At 69.1% G+C, this 15944-nt stretch carries 13 protein-coding genes; 10 read left to right on the forward strand and 3 right to left on the reverse strand.

Annotated features, from left to right (window positions below):
• Nucleotides 1-19 precede the first annotated feature (19 nt).
• The 7 genes from ACFXJL_RS32920 (at nucleotide 20) to ACFXJL_RS32950 (ending at nucleotide 5355) form a co-directional block, all read left to right on the forward strand.
• Nucleotides 20-496, forward strand: a complete 477-nt coding sequence (locus tag ACFXJL_RS32920; protein ID WP_384698739.1) for a DUF4262 domain-containing protein — start codon at nucleotides 20-22, stop codon at nucleotides 494-496.
• A gap of 1060 nt (nucleotides 497-1556) precedes the next feature.
• Complete coding sequence (locus ACFXJL_RS32925) at nucleotides 1557-2105, forward strand: hypothetical protein (RefSeq protein ID WP_384698742.1); 549 nt, start codon at nucleotides 1557-1559, stop codon at nucleotides 2103-2105.
• A 422-nt stretch (nucleotides 2106-2527) separates the two neighbouring features.
• The gene (locus tag ACFXJL_RS32930; RefSeq protein ID WP_384698745.1) at nucleotides 2528-2707 is read left to right on the forward strand and encodes a lasso RiPP family leader peptide-containing protein; all 180 of its coding nucleotides are present in this window, start codon (nucleotides 2528-2530) and stop codon (nucleotides 2705-2707) included.
• A 118-nt stretch (nucleotides 2708-2825) separates the two neighbouring features.
• Nucleotides 2826-4145 (forward strand): asparagine synthase-related protein, encoded by a 1320-nt coding sequence (locus tag ACFXJL_RS32935; protein ID WP_384698747.1) that lies wholly within the window; start codon nucleotides 2826-2828, stop codon nucleotides 4143-4145.
• A gap of 111 nt (nucleotides 4146-4256) precedes the next feature.
• Nucleotides 4257-4670, forward strand: coding sequence for an asparagine synthase-related protein (locus ACFXJL_RS32940; RefSeq protein ID WP_384698775.1), 414 nt, complete (start codon nucleotides 4257-4259; stop codon nucleotides 4668-4670).
• A complete protein-coding gene (locus tag ACFXJL_RS32945) occupies nucleotides 4667-4921 on the forward strand; it encodes a lasso peptide biosynthesis PqqD family chaperone (RefSeq protein ID WP_384698750.1) in 255 nt (84 codons plus the stop codon). Before ACFXJL_RS32940 ends, ACFXJL_RS32945 begins: the two co-directional genes overlap by 4 nt.
• A complete protein-coding gene (locus ACFXJL_RS32950; RefSeq protein ID WP_384698753.1) occupies nucleotides 4918-5355 on the forward strand; it encodes a lasso peptide biosynthesis B2 protein in 438 nt (145 codons plus the stop codon). The genes ACFXJL_RS32945 and ACFXJL_RS32950 overlap by 4 nt, the downstream gene beginning before the upstream one ends.
• 1063 nt (nucleotides 5356-6418) lie before the next feature.
• Here the strand turns inward: ACFXJL_RS32950 and ACFXJL_RS32955 are convergent.
• Nucleotides 6419-7117 carry a hypothetical protein gene (locus tag ACFXJL_RS32955; protein WP_384698756.1) on the reverse strand — a complete coding sequence of 233 codons (699 nt, stop codon included), beginning with the start codon at nucleotides 7115-7117 and terminating at the stop codon, nucleotides 6419-6421.
• Nucleotides 7118-7787: 670 nt separating this feature from the next.
• Here ACFXJL_RS32955 and ACFXJL_RS32960 point away from each other — a divergent pair.
• Nucleotides 7788-9890 (forward strand): IPT/TIG domain-containing protein, encoded by a 2103-nt coding sequence (locus tag ACFXJL_RS32960; protein WP_384698759.1) that lies wholly within the window; start codon nucleotides 7788-7790, stop codon nucleotides 9888-9890.
• Between the two features lie 946 nt (nucleotides 9891-10836).
• On the opposite strand, the gene ACFXJL_RS32965 is transcribed toward ACFXJL_RS32960, so the two are convergent.
• Complete coding sequence (locus ACFXJL_RS32965) at nucleotides 10837-11148, reverse strand: hypothetical protein (protein ID WP_384698761.1); 312 nt, start codon at nucleotides 11146-11148, stop codon at nucleotides 10837-10839.
• 83 nt (nucleotides 11149-11231) lie between these two features.
• Here ACFXJL_RS32965 and ACFXJL_RS32970 point away from each other — a divergent pair, with 83 nt between their 5' ends.
• Together ACFXJL_RS32970 and ACFXJL_RS32975 are read left to right on the forward strand one after the other, a co-directional pair.
• Nucleotides 11232-11654 (forward strand): hypothetical protein, encoded by a 423-nt coding sequence (locus ACFXJL_RS32970; protein WP_384698764.1) that lies wholly within the window; start codon nucleotides 11232-11234, stop codon nucleotides 11652-11654.
• 168 nt (nucleotides 11655-11822) lie between these two features.
• Nucleotides 11823-12455, forward strand: a complete 633-nt coding sequence (locus ACFXJL_RS32975) for a DUF4145 domain-containing protein (protein ID WP_384698767.1) — start codon at nucleotides 11823-11825, stop codon at nucleotides 12453-12455.
• A gap of 122 nt (nucleotides 12456-12577) precedes the next feature.
• Here ACFXJL_RS32975 and ACFXJL_RS32980 read toward each other — a convergent pair whose 3' ends face one another.
• On the reverse strand, nucleotides 12578-15295 hold the full coding sequence (locus tag ACFXJL_RS32980; protein WP_384698769.1) for a Helicase associated domain protein: 2718 nt from the start codon (nucleotides 15293-15295) through the stop codon (nucleotides 12578-12580).
• Nucleotides 15296-15944 lie beyond the last annotated feature (649 nt).

A 15944-nucleotide genomic window follows, 5' to 3' on the forward strand; every position in this document is an offset into this window, starting at 1 on the left:
TCGGGACGAAGCGGACCGCATGGATCTGATGGTCATCGAGCACGTGCGGCAGCAAGGATGGCACGTCGTGATGGTTCCCGAAGACGAGATCGGTCCTGGATTCGCCTACACGATCGGCCTCGCGCACATGCACGGTGGACCTGAGCTCGCCATGTTCGGGCTCGATGTCCACACCATGCACCGCATGCTCAACACCCTCGGAGAGAGGTCCGCCGCGGGCGAAGCACTGGCGGACGGTCAGAGCCATTCTGATGTTGTCGTCGGGCATCGGGTCGCGCTCAGAGAGGTAGATCGCGGCTGGTACCGGACCTTCTTCGGGCAGGCCATCGGGTTCTACCGGCGGCCGCCTCTCCCCGTGCTGCAAGTTGCGTGGCCTGATGCCGAGGACCGTTTCCATGGGGATGCGCAGGCTGACCAGCATCATCGCGAGTCGCAGCCTCAGTTGTGGTTGCCCCCGAGTGACCATCCGGTCGGGATCTGGACAGCCGAACTCTGACCTCAAAGGGCCGGGAAGCCAGCGATCCGGCCCCCCGGTGATGCGCTACTGAGGCAAGATCATCTTGCGTAGTTCCGGCACCACTCGCTCGCAGTGGCACGGTGCGGTTCGAATGCTCGATGGCCCGCGGAAAGGGTGACCTTCGAATGGTGCACGACGGCTCGGGTGCTGGACCTCGTCGACATTCCGACCCGGTCATGAGGCCCATGCTGTGTCGGACCCTGCCTACAAGTGGTGTTGCTCATCTCGTACTGAGCCAAGGCGGGGCCAGCCCCCGCCGTCACCGGGCCTGCGGCCCAACCCGAGCCTCGCGGGGGTCCCCCGGACCTTGCCCTGCAATGTCAGGCGTGGCCAGAACACTCAAGGTTCGCTCAGTCCGTGGTCCTGTGGCGGGCCGATAGCCTCGCCGGCGATCAGGCGACTACCCGCCGCATCATTGTCTGCAACCACAGGCAGGCGCGGTATGCACTGGGCGCCATCACTCAGGTGTCGCATCGGGGGATTCTGGGTGAACCGAACGCCGGGCCAAGTGTGGCAGGTCTCTCGGACCTGGGCGTTCATCAGAACTCAAGCTGATACACCCGTCCATGTGCACTGTTCCCAATGGAGACGGCGTGCTGGCCTGGCTTCGCTCTGCTCACTGGATGGGTGAAGCGTCGCTTTGTGGGGATGCTGAGTGGTGCGAAGCCTCGCAGGCGCAATGGCTGGCGGGACTTCTTCCGCAGAGCGGTGATCGAACCGGCCTGCCTGCTGCTGTGTCGGAGAACGAGGCTGTCCACCAGCAGCCCCCGTACCCTGCCCAGCAAGTTCATTCAGCGTTCGGCGTCTCCGTCTTCGCCCACGGAATCGCCCTCCGGCGCAGGAGGTGGGGCTTCACCCTCCCCGTCCGGTGGTAGCAGCTACTCGCTGCCAGCCCTATCGGCTTCGTCTGGGTCTCGGTGGAGACGGCGTTGTAGTAGCTCCTCATCCTCGCCAGCGGACAGGAGAACCTTCATCTCCCACGCGATGTACCGGGGACTTGAGTCGCCCACTTTGACCGCGATCCCGTACAACAACCACTGTGCGTTGGCCGTGTACCAGATGTCACCGCGACATCGTCAAACAGACAACGGCCGCCAGCCTCAACATCCCCAAGATCGGCGGGACGACGACCACCCGCCACCGCTCCAAAGAGGCCACCCCCACCCACAGCCTCAGCGTCGCCTGCACGCCCACCAACGACCTCCAGAAGTACGACCCGAACGGCAACCCGGTCGAGCTGAACGGCAAACCGGTCCTCGCCCCCGGCAAGGCCGACGCCTACCGCTTCATGACCTTCTACCTGGCCCAGGACAGCGCCCACTTCGACGACTTCTACAACAAGAGTGGCGACCCGCGGTTGCCTGCCTTCGCCGCCGTTACGGCTTCGACCCCGCCCGGTTCAGTAGGAGGTGGAGGCACTGGAGCCGGACGAACTGAAGCACCTGATCCTCGCCGCCGTCGCCCCCTATCGACCGCACCGTCCTCGCCCACCAGATCGCCCGCGAGAAAGCACAACGCCGCGCCCTGGCCGCCTTCCTCGACGGCTGGGGCACGGCGGGCGGCGGATCGCAGCCGTAGTTCCGGATAGGTGTGCTAGGACGTGAGCCTGGGCGGGGTGGAGGGCCGATGCCGGGGAGCGCTGGCCTTTCTGCACCGCGCGGAGCTGGTACCAGTCGATGCCGGGGTGGGTGGGGATGTCCCTCACCGCGGGAGTCTGAGGATTCGGTGGGGATCGGCCGGACGCGGGCGACTATCAGGGTCTGGGTGATTGCGGCGGCGGCATTGACCGGGCTGTCGCCGAGTTGGGGGCCTGTGAGGAGCTCAGGGCCGGCAGCGGGGCGGGCATCAGCGGCGCCACCGTGGTGGCCACCGTGCCGGAGACAGGTCGGGCAGTTCTGGCCCTCTCTGAAGATCATCATCCTTTTTGCGTTTTTTGTCTGTGTTGATGTGGCTTGGGGATGCTCTTCTGGGCAGGCACTGTGTCTGCTGTGAGCGAGAGCGAGTCCACGCATGAAGAACACGTATGAACCCTCAAGTGAGGGGTATGAGGTGCCGACGCTGACGGAGGTCGGTGACTTCGCGGATCTGACCCGCGCGTCATCGAGCGGCGACACCATCGACGGTGGCGCCACTCCCTGGATCTACCGGAACAGCTCTTATCACTCTCACCACCCGAACGGTCACAACTAGCGGGTCGCAGCTCCGGGCTGTCAGCCCGGAGCTGCTCAGTGTGGTGGTACTGCGGGCGGCTGCCCGCAGTACCACCGTCTGCGGTTGGTAGGTGTGCGCCGATGAGGGAGTGGGCGGGATGCTGGGTCGGATCTGGTTCGTGGTGCTGCCCGACTGCGGTACCGCGGTGGCCGCGGCCGGGGTCGTGCGGCCGTTCGCGCGGAATGTGGTGGAGCACGCGTCGGGCCGGCCATGGCTGATGGGCGTGTGGCCGGGCGGTCACGTGACGCTCGGACGCGCGGGAGCGGCGCGGGTGGCGGTGAGCGGCGGCCGTGGTCCGGGCCCCGGAGAGCTGGCGCGGCGGGCCGGTCGGCTGGGCGGGATCGGGGAGGCGGATCGGGCCGAGGCCGGGTGGGCCGGGGACTTCCACCTTCTCGCCTCTCTGGGGTGTCAGGTTCGCGTGCGGGGTACCGCTGCGGGTGCGCGGCGGGTGTTCCACGCCGAGTTGGAGGGTGTGGCGGTCGCGTCCGGCCGGGCGGACACGCTCGCTGCGCTCACCGGTGCCGGGATGGACCCGGATGTTCTCGCGCTGCGGCTGGCTTCTGTCCCGGTGGTGTATCCGCTGGAGGAGCAATGCGTGTGGCGTGGGGTGAAGGGGGTGCGCCCGGACCACTACCTCCTGCTGGATGCGGCAGGGCGGTCGAGTATCAGGCGCTGGTGGAGTCCTCCGGAAGGGGCACTCTCCTTCGACCGGGGGGCTGTGGCGGTGCGGGACGTCCTGGAGTCGGCGGTGTCGGCGCGCACGGATGCCGGCGGGGCGATCAGTGCGGATCTGTCCGGTGGTATGGACTCCACCAGTCTCTGCTTCCTCGCCGCGGCCGGTGGCTCGCGGCTGTTCACCACCGCCTGGCAGGCGCAGGATTCGGCGAACGAGGACAGCCGCTGGGCACAGAGATCCGCCCTCGCGCTCCCGGTCGCGGAGCACGAGTTCGTTGCCCGCGACGAGGCGCCAGCCTGGTACACGGATCCCGCCGGGGTGATGGCGGCGGCCGAGGAGCCCTTCGGGTGGGTGCACGACCGGGTGAAGCTCCTCGGCATGCTGGAGCGGATGGCCGCGCGGGGTTCGCGGCTGCACCTGTGCGGGGGCGGCGGTGACCAGCTGTTCAGCCCGTCTCCCGCGCACGCGCACGACCTGTTCCGCATCCACCCGGTGAGCGCACTGCGCGATCTGCGCCGCCGACAGCTCTTCCAGCGGCAAGCCCTGCTGCCCCTGCTGGGAGTCCTGGGTGACCGGACCGCCTTCGCCGACGACCTTGCCCGCAGCGCCGACCGCCTCACGACCGGGACGGCCACGCCTCCACCGCTGCTGGGTTGGGGGCCGGGCGTCCGGATGCCGCCCTGGGCCACCGCGGACGCCACCCGGGCCGTGGCCGGCACGCTGCGCGCCGCCGCCGCGTAGGGCCCCGAACCGCTGTCCCCGCGTCGGGGCCTGCACCAGACACTCCAGGACCTGCGGGCCTGCGCGGACGCGACCCGCCGATTCGACCAGTACGCGAACGACACCCTCGGTATCGGCTACGCCACCCCCTTCACCGACGACGCCGTCATCGAAGCCGTACTGTCCGTACGCCCCGGCGAACGCGTGGCCGCCCTTCGCTACAAACCCTTGCTGGCAGCCGCGATGAACGACATCGTGCCCGCTGCGGTACTGGCCCGCCGCACCAAGGGCGAGTACACCGCCGACGCCAACAAGGGGCTGCGCCGCCACCGCCAGGACCTGCTCGACCTGTTCGGCAACAGCCGCCTCGCCGACGCCGGACTGATCGACCCCACCCTGCTCAGGACAGCACTCCAGCACCCGCCCACCATCCAACTCCACGGCGCCCTTGCCGTCACCCTCGGCTGCGAGGTATGGCTGCGCTCCCTCGACCACCCCCACCACCCGGGGATCCCGTCCGCCGCATGCGCAGAGGAGACCCGATGAAACTGGCCCCGGCCGTGCACGCCACAGAGACCGATACCGGCATGGTCCTCCTCGACGAACGCTCCGGACGCTACTGGCAGCTCAACCCCACCGGCGCGCTGATCCTGCGGACACTCCTCGACGGCGACACCGCCGACGACGCGGCACGCCAACTCCACCACCGCCACCCCGGACTCGACGCCGACCAGGCCGGCAGGGACGTCACCGCCCTGGTCAACAACCTGCTCGCATCCGGGCTGGTGACCTCATGAGCATGTTCTCCACCCCCGAACCCCACATGCCGGTCAACGCTCGGGAGCGCGCCGCCGCGCTCCTGGCCACCGCCACGGCACGCTGCCTGATGCGTCTGTCTCCCGGACGGCTGCGCCGCCTCCTCGAAACACTCCGGCACGGCGCCGCGCCCGCCACGGCCGGGCAGGCCCTCGCCGCCCGGCAGGCCGTCGTCACCGTCAGCGCCCGCTGCGCCGGGGAGGGCTGTCTGCAACGGTCCGTGGCCACCGTCCTGCTGTGCCGCGCCAGAGGTACCTGGCCGACCTGGTGCACCGGTGTGCGCTCCGACCCCTTCCGGGCCCACGCCTGGGTCGAGGTCGACGGCGAACCCGTCGGCGAACCTCCCTCCACTGCCCTGTTCCACCGGATCCTGACCGTCCCCGGTGTACCGGTCGGCCGACAGTGCGTGTCGTGACGGAGGGCGGTGATCTGATAGAAGCGCAGCTTGAACGGCAGCACATCCCCACGTGCAGGCGGCTGAGAGGTGGCAGTTCGTCACGCCCTCGGCGACGCAGGCCCGCCCCGGCCGGCTTCGTCCAGGAGACCCTCGACTTCGGCTGACCCGTCGCCGGCGAAGGCCGGGCAGGCGAATCCCCTGCCCGGCCGTGGCGGCTACTCCCAGGGGCGCGGCAGCGCGTTCCACAGGGCTCTGAGCCAGTCGGGCGGGTTGGTGAGGAACTTGTCCACGAGTCGTGACGTGATCGACCGCGCGGTACCTCGGCGGCGCCCTGGGCTATTGCGGAGGTCAGGCCGGGACCGGCAGTGGGCTGTTGCGGGACGGGCGGAGGGACAGGTGGCTGAACGGGCGCGGGAACATGGTCCCGGGTCATGATGCTGCTCCCTTGAGCAGAAGGAACGGGGACGGCGGACACCTGAGTGGTGTCGTCCGCGGGGGTATGCGCCGCGCGGTCGGCGGTCCTGCGGCTCTCTGCTTCAGAGCGTCCCTGTGAGGTCGTAGCCCGGGCCCAGGGTGGCGTGTTCAGCGTATCCGTGATCGGCGCGGGTGTTGCCCCGGGTGTCTGGTGCGTGGTCATCGGTACTGCCTCCAGCATGAGTTCGCCAATGAAGGCGGGACAGTGACAGGACTCAGGTGCTTACGTCTCGTCCTGGCGCGGCACGGCCTCTCTTCACCCCGTAGCGCCGGAAGCCAGGCCCCGGACAGCAACGGTCGGAAAGAAATCTCCGTGGCACGGCGAAGGCCCGGACCGCAGGGTCCGGGCCTTGCTCAACAGGGGATAGTGGGTCGAATGCTGGTAGCAGCGTCGACGGCTTGCGTCTACTCGTGCCCTCCGTGGCGGCGGTGGACGACCCAGTCCGGATCCCGTACAGGCAACCGGCACCCGCGTATCGACGGCCGGGGCGCGCATGCTGCGCCAACCGAAGCGCGGCGCGGTGACCCCGATCCCATCAAGCCCACCGCATCCCGGGGGCCGGCCAATGGCTGATGCCTCAGTCGGAATCCGTGGTCGCGGGCTGCGCTAGGGCGCTGGCGATTCCGACGCCGCGCGCACCTGCTTGGCAGTCTCGGCCAGGCTGATCAACCACTCATGAGTGACGTGCTCCTCCCAGATCGGGAGGTGTACGGCCTGGACCCCTGCGCCCACAGTTCTGTCGCCGGAGCCCAGGTCCACGAATGCCCGGAACCGTACTGGCACCCACCCCCTCGGGATCAGCCCCTGTTGGATACCAGCCACCACCGACAGCGGGTTCTCCAGCCACACGCCGTTCGCCTGAGCCTCCAGATGCTGCGGAGGTCGATGGAATCCGTGCTCGGCCGGGAACCAGTAGGGCAGCAGGGTAGGGTCGTCCACATCGATTTCGATGCCGACGCCATCAACGCCGGAGCCGATCGCGCCAACATTCGAGACGCGCACTCCAAGGAACCGCTCCTCGGACTGCGCGTTGACGGGCTTCACCTTGGGGAAGCTCTCGATCTTGGAGGTGATGCCGTCGCCGTCAACTCTGATCACACCGACCACGTCCACCTCGGCCTTCGGTGTGGTGAACGCAAGGAAGACGAGCTCGATCTGAGCCTCGGTGAGGCTGACACTGCGCCCCTGGGCGACTTGCCGCTGCTTCCATTCGGGCAGGTCTTCCACGGTGTAGTCATCCTGAAAGTCATCGACCCACTTGTGGTGTTTCGGGCACAGCAGGAGAAGGTTCTGCTCCCCGTTCACAGCTTCGAACTCAGGGTTAAAGCGCGCTCCCTCGGCGCTCTCCGCACGGATGTGTGCGATCTCCGCAGTGACGCTGAGCTTCCCCCGGTGCTCCTGGGGCAGCAGTTCCTCGCACTCGGGGTAGGCACAGTGGGATGCGCGCCCAAGCAACAGCTTGCAGAGCCTCGGGGAGGGGGTGAAGGTGCTCACGCTTGGACCATGGGCCGGTGACTTCGAGCCCTCCACGCTTTCGGTTGCACCCACCGCATTCCGGTCGCGGACAGCTGCTCTGCCCGTTCCGGGGTGGGCGTCGCGGCCCTGCCGCGCTGGTTTCCGTCCCGTGCGCCGAGCCAGAGATCCCGCTCCGTTGGGAGTGGTCGGGCCTGGTGCTATCTCATCGGGTGAGAGCAATTGGTGAATGCTTGCTGCCGCCTTGTGGGGCAGTTTGACTTCTGTCGGCCGGTATGGCTTTTCTCCTCCGGCCGGTGTTGTGTCCGTGTCATGGTCTGTGGGACGGCCAAGATGCCCAAGTCCGCAGTAGTGCAGCCGAGTTGATGTCCGGGGCCGGTGTGCCCGCTTGGTCTCGCGGTTGTTGTTCTCCGGCCGTTGCGCTGCCGTGCCGTGGTGGTTGAAAGGGGGGCCCGCTGGTTGCCCGCCCCCGCGGTGCGGACCGATGAGAGGGGTGAAGTCCATGACTTCGTCAGCACGGACCCGTCCATTGCGTACGTCATGGCCCGGACGGATCGTGGCCCTGGCCGCGGCGTCCGCGCTCGCGGGCGTCGGCGTGGTGGCACTGGCTCCGGCCGCGTCGGCCTCGGGGGTGTGTGGGACCCCGGTGGTCTCGGGTGCCACGACCACGGTTACCTGTTCGGCCGGGGGGACCGGCAGTGTCACCGTTCCGCCGGCGGTTTCCGGAGTGGTGGTGACACTGGACGGCGCCGGGGGGTCCGCCAACGGGGTCGGGGTGCTCGGCGGCAAGGGCGCCCATGTGGTGGCCACGCTGGCCGTCACCCCCGGGCAGGTACTGAACGCGACCGTCGGCAGGAAGGGCGCCCTGGACACCGGATCCGGGCTGCCCGCGGCCAACACGGCAGGCCTCGGCGGGGACCTGGTCGCGGTGACCGACGACACCGGCACCCCGCTGCTGACCGCCGGGTCCGGCGGCGGAGCCAGCGGCGGCGGCACCGGCAGCGTCTTCTCCCCCCGCGGGTCCGTCGGCGCCAACAGTGGCGGCAACGGCCTCGGTGGCGGCGGCACCGGGGGGATCGCGGGTGGCGGCGTCTCGGGCAAGGCCGGTACCGCCACCGCAGGCGGAGCCGGCGGCGCGGGCGGGATCGGCCAGACCACCTCGGTCGCGGGCGCCTCCGGCACCTTCCCCAACGGCAACGCCCAACCCGGCCAGCTGGGCGTCCCCTCCCCGGCGGGCGCGGGCGGGGGCGGCGGTGCCGGCTACGGGGCCGGGGGCCAGGGCGGCAGCGGCAGCACCGGCACCGCAGGCGGCAATTCCTATGCCGGTGCCGGGGGTTCCGGCGGTGGCGGCTCCAGCCTGACCACCAGCACCTACCCCGGTGCGACCTCGACCCTGGTCAATGGCTCGAACGCGGGCGACGGCTCCATCGTGTTCGTCTTCACCCAGGACCCGCCCACCGTCACCTCGGTCAGCCCCGCGAGTGGCACCACCGCGGGCGGCACCGTCGTGACCATCACCGGCACCGACCTCACCGGCGCCACCGCGATCACCTTCGGCCCGGGCAACCCGGCCACCGCCGTGTCGTGCACCGACACCTCCTGCACCGCCGCCGCCCCCGCCGCCACCGCGGGGACCGTGGACGTCCAGGTCACCACCCCCGGCGGCACCAGCACCCCCGTCCCGGCAGGCGAGTACACCTATGTCGTCCCCGGCTCGGACCTGGCGGTCTCGGTCGCCGACTCCGCCGACCCGGCCCCGCTCGGGACCACGTTCACCGACACGGTCACCGTCACCAACAACGGCCCGGCCACCGCGACCGGCACCACCACGACCGTGACCCTGTCCGGAGCGTCCACCGGGATCGTCTCCGCCACCTCCTCCCAGGGATCGTGCACGGTGTCCGCGCCCACCGTCTCCTGCTCGCTCGGAACCCTCGCCTCCTCGGCTGACGCGACCGTCACCGTCGTGCTGTCCCCGGCCGCGAACGGGACGGTCACCGCGACCGCAAACGCCGACGCCGACCAGAGCGACCCAACCCCGGGCAACAACACCGCCGCCCAGAACACCACCATCGACAACTCCCTGGGCTGCACGATCACCGGCACCAACGGCAACGACACCCTGAACGGAACCAACGGCAGCGACGTCATCTGCGGCCTGGGCGGCGACGACACCATCAACGGCGGCAACAACAGTGACACCCTCCACGGAGGTCCCGGAAACGACACCATCGACGGAGGCAACAGCGACGACACCCTCCGCGGAGGCGGCGGCAACGACATCATGGGCGGCGGCAACGGCGCCGACCACCTCTACGGCGAGGCCGGCAACGACACCAACTACGGCGAGACCCTCCTCGGGTCGCTGCTCCACCTGTTCGACAACGGCAACGACCACGTCTACGGCGGGCCGGGCAACGACGACCTCGACGGCCAGAACGGCAACGACACCCTCGTCGACACGGACGGCACCGACACCATGAGCGGCAGCCTCGGCAACGACAGCATCGACGTCCAGGACGGCGCAGGCGGCGACACCGCCAACGGCGGCCTCGGCAGTGACACCTGCGCCATCGACACCACAGACACCGCAACCAGCTGCTGACCACCACCACAACCACCCGCAGCAACCACGCCCGGCCGACCCGGACCCGACGGCACCCCACCGGGTCCGGGCTCAAACCCGGCCAACCCGCGACTGCAGCCCCCGCACCCAACACAGGCGGGCTCGTCGACCTCTATCTACATCGACCGCACCGTCCGCACCGTCCTCGCCCGCCAGATCGCCCGCGAGGACGCCCAGCGCCGCGCCCTCACTGCCTTCCTCGGCGGGTGGCGCGTAGCACTGTCGTAGGTCGCGGGGACACGGCACGACGCCAGGAAGGCGACCCATTCGGACTGGGTGAACGGTTCCTTGCCGCCGTACCGCTCGTCGCCTGGACCATGGTCGGAACCATCGAGCTCCTGAACTACATCCGCACCCTGAACGAAGCCGGAGTTCTGCCCCTGCGACCGGAGGTCCTGACGGAGCGGGTCACGCTGGAGACGACGACGCTGGAGTACAGCGGCAAGGCGTTCTTCGCCCCGTCGGAACCGAGCGGCCAGCAAGCGCGGACACCCCGCTCCCCGAGGAGTGGATACCCTGGAGAGGGAATCAGCCTTCTCCCTGCTTCACACCCAGGCCGGGGAGCAAGTGCTGCACGATGCTCGTTCACCACACATGCCTGTACTGCCATCGCCTGAAGAGGTCGAAGCCGCCAAGACACCAAGAGGGGCGGACGCGTAGCCAGCTTGCGGCCTGGGGCGTGCCGTGGCCCCCGTCAAAAGGCTGGAAAGACGAACTGGCCGAACGCTGGAAAGCCGCCCGCCCGGCGGGACCGCCGGCGCCCGCGCCTACCCCGGCCCCGGCCGACTTCGCCCAGGACACGCTGGACTTCGGCTGACCCGACGACAGCGGGGCCTGACAGGATCACCCTGCCCGGCCCCGCTGCTCACCGGCTGAGTCGGATGCGCGGCCCCACGCGAATTCGAGGTCGTCCAGGAAGACGGTCTCAGCTCCAAACCTCCCACCGGCCGCGCAGGAGGAACGGTACGGCCTCCATCCACTCCAGGATGACCAGGGTCTCGGGCTGCCCGACCAGTGCGTACCGGCCGTGAGAGGCGGGCCTGCTGCCCGGCCCGTATGCCCGCAGCAGCTCCTCCAGGCGGTCGCGGTGCTCCTCCACGAACGCCTCCAGGCGCTCGATGTACCCTGCGCGTTCCTCGTCGCCCACCGCGCTCAGCGTGACGTCCAGGAAGTCCGACCCGTCCGGCCAGTGCCGCGTCCCCGGCGCGGCCACGGCCCACGTGAACCCTTCCGCCACCGCCAGGACACGCCTCGCGTACAGCGGCGCTGCGGTTGGGGCCGGTTCCTCCACCGGGGTCTCTGACGGGGCAGGCGAGGCCGATGAATAGGGGCGAGCGGGAGGGCGCTGGAGGTGGTGGTCGCCAGCGGCGTGCCCAGCGCTTCCAAGTGGGCCATGAGCAGGCGGGCCAGGGTACGGCCGTGGTCGCTGCCGTGCGGTTGCCGGGGGGTGCTGCCGTCGCCTCGATCGCCGGGGTAGGCGAGGTGCCAGGGGTGGACGATGGTGCGGTGGAAGAAGTCCGCGAGCACCTCGAACAACTCGCTTGCGTCGGGTCTGGGTTCGTACGCGCCAGCCACTGCGCCCGCAGTACGCCCGATCTCCGTGCCGGCCTGCGACAGCGCGGCCAGCAGGTCGCCCACGAAGAAGAGCAACGCCGCGCCCTCGCGGCCTTCCTGGAGGGCTGGGATCAGGTGAGAGAGGAGAGAGACGCCGTCGTAGCACCGCTCCGGCGACAGCTCGGGTGACACCCGCGCCCGTCGTTCGTTGACAAGTGCTGCAACCGGCTCGTCCGCTCCTGATACCTATCCCCTTGCTCTCTTCAGACGCTATCTGTCTATATGTTCACCATGACTTGGCTCGGCAACACCCGTGAAGCGATCTGCCCGCACCGTGAGTGCGCCCGAGGCGTGATCATGCAGCAGAACAAAGTGGTCGTGGTACACCCGGAGTATGTGGAGCTGGGTAGCTCCAGGAGCTACGACCCAACAGCCAACCACGATAAGCGTGTTACCCAGGAGATTTGGAATTGCGCGTACTGCAAGAGAACAACGGCCGAACTCGTCTGGTGGGCGAAAGAGCCAGATGGCCCTGAAGGTTCTGATGGCTTCACGGAAGTTCTGCGGCGCACGATCTATCCCGAGCCTGTTCCCCGCGAACTCCAACCAGAAGTCCCAGACGAAATTCGAAGTCTGTTTGACGAAGCTGCCCGAGCGGAAGCAGTGGGTGCGCCGCGTCTTGCAGGCGCTGGGTACAGGGCAGCCGTGGAGGAGATCTGCAAGAACCAGGGTGCCACCAAAAAGACCCTGTACGACAAGATCACGGAGCTTAAGGATAAGTTGTCGCCGGACGTGGTGAACGCGCTTCACGAAGCTCGCATGGTGGGTAATGACAGCCTCCACGACGGGCTTATCTACTCCCCGGAAGAACTCGCTGACATCGCCGAACTGGTTGCCGAAGTCACTTTGATCCTCTACGTTCAGCCCGCTCAGAAGGCTGCAATGGCAGCGGCGCGTGCGGCTAGGCGCGCGAGCATCGGCAAGCACTGACATATACCGCCGAAGACGGTGAGGCCGGACGCAGGGGGTACGCCCGGTCTCACTGCCGGTCAGCCGACCAGCCTGCGGTCCGGACCTTGCGCTATCGAGGTCCTCCAGTGGCGGGGGAGTGGTCAGAGGTTGTCCCAGTAGCTCTCCCGCTCGGAGGGCGGCCCGAAGCGCTTGATGGACCAGCAGGTACAGCCGCCACCCTCGTACAGTTCCTTGTCACACTCCTCGTGGTGCTCCCGTTCCTGCCGATGCCTCGGGACCGCCGGAGACACGGGCTGCGGAGCGGGCTGTGCCGGGGCGGAACCACCGACCGGGGGCAGCGAGGGCCACCGCATCCCGATCGCGGACAGCTGCTCCATCCGCTCCGGTGTCAGCGTCGCCGCCCGGGAGCGCTGGTTCCCGATCCAGGCGCCCAGCTTGTGCTCGCGCTCCTCCTGGTTCTCGCCGACGATCCGTTCGACGTGCTTCCTCGGGACCTGGAGGTGGCCCTCGCGCTCGTAGAACTGCTTGGCGGCCTCGTAGTTGATCGTCCATTTGTCGGCCTGTGTACGACGCGGCTGTGGCTTCTCGTCCTCGCTCGCGGGCTCGATCCCGAGGACGTGTTCGCACATCCACTGCTGAACGGTGGCGAGCTTGTCCCAGCCGAGCCGGACCGTCCGGACCCACCGGCCGAGATCCTCGCCCTGGTGCAGGACGACGCCCGGCGACGTGGGCAGCTCGCCGCCGGCCTCCAGGTGGAGGCGGACGAGGTGGAAGGCGCGCTGCCACTCCACCGGCCAGGCCGGGCACCAGGACGGGTCGATCTCCTCCAACTGCTCGCGCCGCGCCTCCGACAGCGCCCCGGCCGACGACTGGACGGGCAGGCCCTCGGCACGCCGCTCCTCGATCTCGGCGGCCTTGCGGGCGGCGGCCCGTGCGTTCTTCAGCCAGATTCCCACCCGGTAGCCCTGGTGCGAGGCGTCCAGCGGAGCGAGCAGGTGCCCGTTCACCTCCGCCCACCCCCGCGAGGCCGCGAGGCCCTCCTCCCAGGCGACGTCGAAGTGCGACCAGACCATGCCCAGCTTCTCCAGCTGGACGATGCGGCCCTCGTCCATGTCGCCGCGGGCGTAGAAGCGCCGGTTGTCCGCGATCCACTGCCCCAGCGGGAACCGCGCCAGCGAAGCCGGCCACCCCTCGACTTTCACGGCCAGGTCGTCCCCGGCCTGGACCCGGTAGGTGAACGGCACCTTCAGATCACCGTGGACGCGCGCGTAGATGACGGCGGCCTCGATGCCGCGCCGCCAGTGCTCATGCTCCGGGTTCAGCACCCGCAGGTTAATGAACGCCGCCAGCTGCGCCGGATCCCGCGGCGTGGAGAACTTCAGCAGCTTCCGCGCGGAAGCCGACGGCCCACCGGACCCGGGACCCCCGCCCGGGCCGCCGGTGCCCTGCACGGCCCTCTGCCCGGGCGTGGAGCGGCTGGGGGCCTGCTGCTCGGCGAGCTGCTCCACCACCCGGGCATCGTGCGCCCGCAGGGCCTCCAGGAGCTTCGCCAGCCCGCCGAACGCCCGGGACGTGAGCATGTTGTCCGCAGTCTCGCCCGGCCCGAGGAGCACCGGCACGACGAGGGAGGCGACCTTGCCCTCGCCGGGCTGCATCCGCAGCGCCCGGCCCACCGCCTGGACGAGGTCGGGCATCGAGCCGCGCACGTCGGCCCAGTAGACGGAGTCGCAGTTCCGGGTATCGACGCCTTCCCCGAGGACCTTCACCGAGCCCAGGAAGCCCTTCTCCACCACCGTGCCGCCCATGGCGACCCCCGCCGCGAACTCACCCAGCACCCGCCGCCGGTGCAGAGGCTTGTGCTCACCACACAGCCAGTCCGCCCAGATCGTGCGCGGATACAGCGCCGGGTCCGCGGCATGGAGCCGCGCGGCTACCCGGGGGAGCCCGGCCGCGAACGCCTCGGCCTCCTTCACGACATGGTGGAAGACGAGCGTGCGCCGGAAGCTCTCCTCCGCCGAAGCCTTGAGCAGCGCGGTCTGCAGAGCCGCCAGCCGCGCCCCGCGGACCTCGTCCGAGCGCCCCTCAGCGCTCAGGAGCTGCGCGGCCTGGAGCTGGGTATCGGTGATGTCCACGCACACCACCTGGTACGGCGCACAGATTCCCCGGTCGATCGCCTCCGAAAGCGTCAGCGTGAAACAGCGGGCACCGAACGGCCCGTCCGGGTCATCGTCCATCGAGGCCACCAGCTCACCCGGCGCGCCCTCGGCGTTCTCGTCCAGCTGCCACAGCCGGGGCGTGGCCGTCATGTAGAGGCGCCGCAGAGACGGGATACGGGTGTTGTCGTGGACGACCGCCCACGGCTTCCCCAGCCGACCCGACGTCCGGTGCGCCTCATCGACGACGATCAGGTCCCACCCCGGAAGGCCGGCCCGGTGCGCGCGCTCCAGCGTGCCCAGCCCGAGCGATGCGTACGTGGCGAACACCGTGACCTTGTCGAACGGCCGCACCCAGGCGACCAGCTCTTCCACGTCCGTGGTGTTGGGGAAGCCGGCGTCCTCGCCCCGCAGGGACGAGACCCCCATCATCGGGCCCGTACGGCCTCCCTCGCGCCACGCGGCCTCGGTCTGGGTGAGCAGGTCCAGTGAGGGAACGAGCACCAGCACCCGGCCCGCTCGGAGCTTCTCCGCGCTGCGGGCCGCGACCCGGGTCTTCCCGGACCCGGTCGCCATGATCACCTGAGTCCGGAGCCCCCGCGCGGGCGCAAGCGATCTTGTGGGCAATTCCAGAGCGCGAAGGACCGCGTCAAGCGCTTCCTGCTGAGCCGCCTCACGCTGATCTGTACGGCTTGTGTTCGACATATCCGTCTGCCTCTCCTGGGCTCTGACCGAGGACGGGAAACAGGAAACCTGCACGTAAATGAGGCGTGAATGACTATAGTGAACCTCACCTGAAGCCGGATCACGACCCCGGACCAACAGCGGTGGACCTTGATTGAAAACCGATCTAGACCCTCGGTACTGCTAGTCCATGAGTCCAGAGTCTATCTCGTGCTTCAAACTGAAGCATCTGGAACACATAAACCCCCGAACGTGGCTGAATTCTGCTAGGGTGGCCCTATGGCCACCCCGAAACGGCCTGACGATCGGTCACACCGGCCCTTTCTTCAGACTCCCTGTCACCCCACCTGTTTGGATCTGCCCCCGCCCCCCGCCCCCCTCTCCCTGTTGCTGCTGATCGGGCCGTAGGCCCGTGGGGGAGTTGGGCCCGGTCCATGTCCCTGCTGCTGCGTCTTGTGTGGCTGGAGCGCAGCGAAGGCCACGGGTCGGCCGGAGGCCGGCCCCGGCTCGCAACGCGGGCCGCTTGCCTTGCGGTTGGGTGGCGGGCGCGGAGCGCGTGCCACCTTGCGGTGAGCGGAGCGAGCCGCGTCCGCTCACGCGGAGCGGGAGCAACTGGTGAGCGCAGCGAGCCAGTTCGCTTGCATATCGCGAAGCGATATGGCACCCGCTC

Source organism: Streptomyces sp. NPDC059256, from assembly GCF_042753785.1.
In the GTDB taxonomy this organism is placed as follows: Bacteria; Actinomycetota; Actinomycetes; order Streptomycetales; family Streptomycetaceae; genus Streptomyces.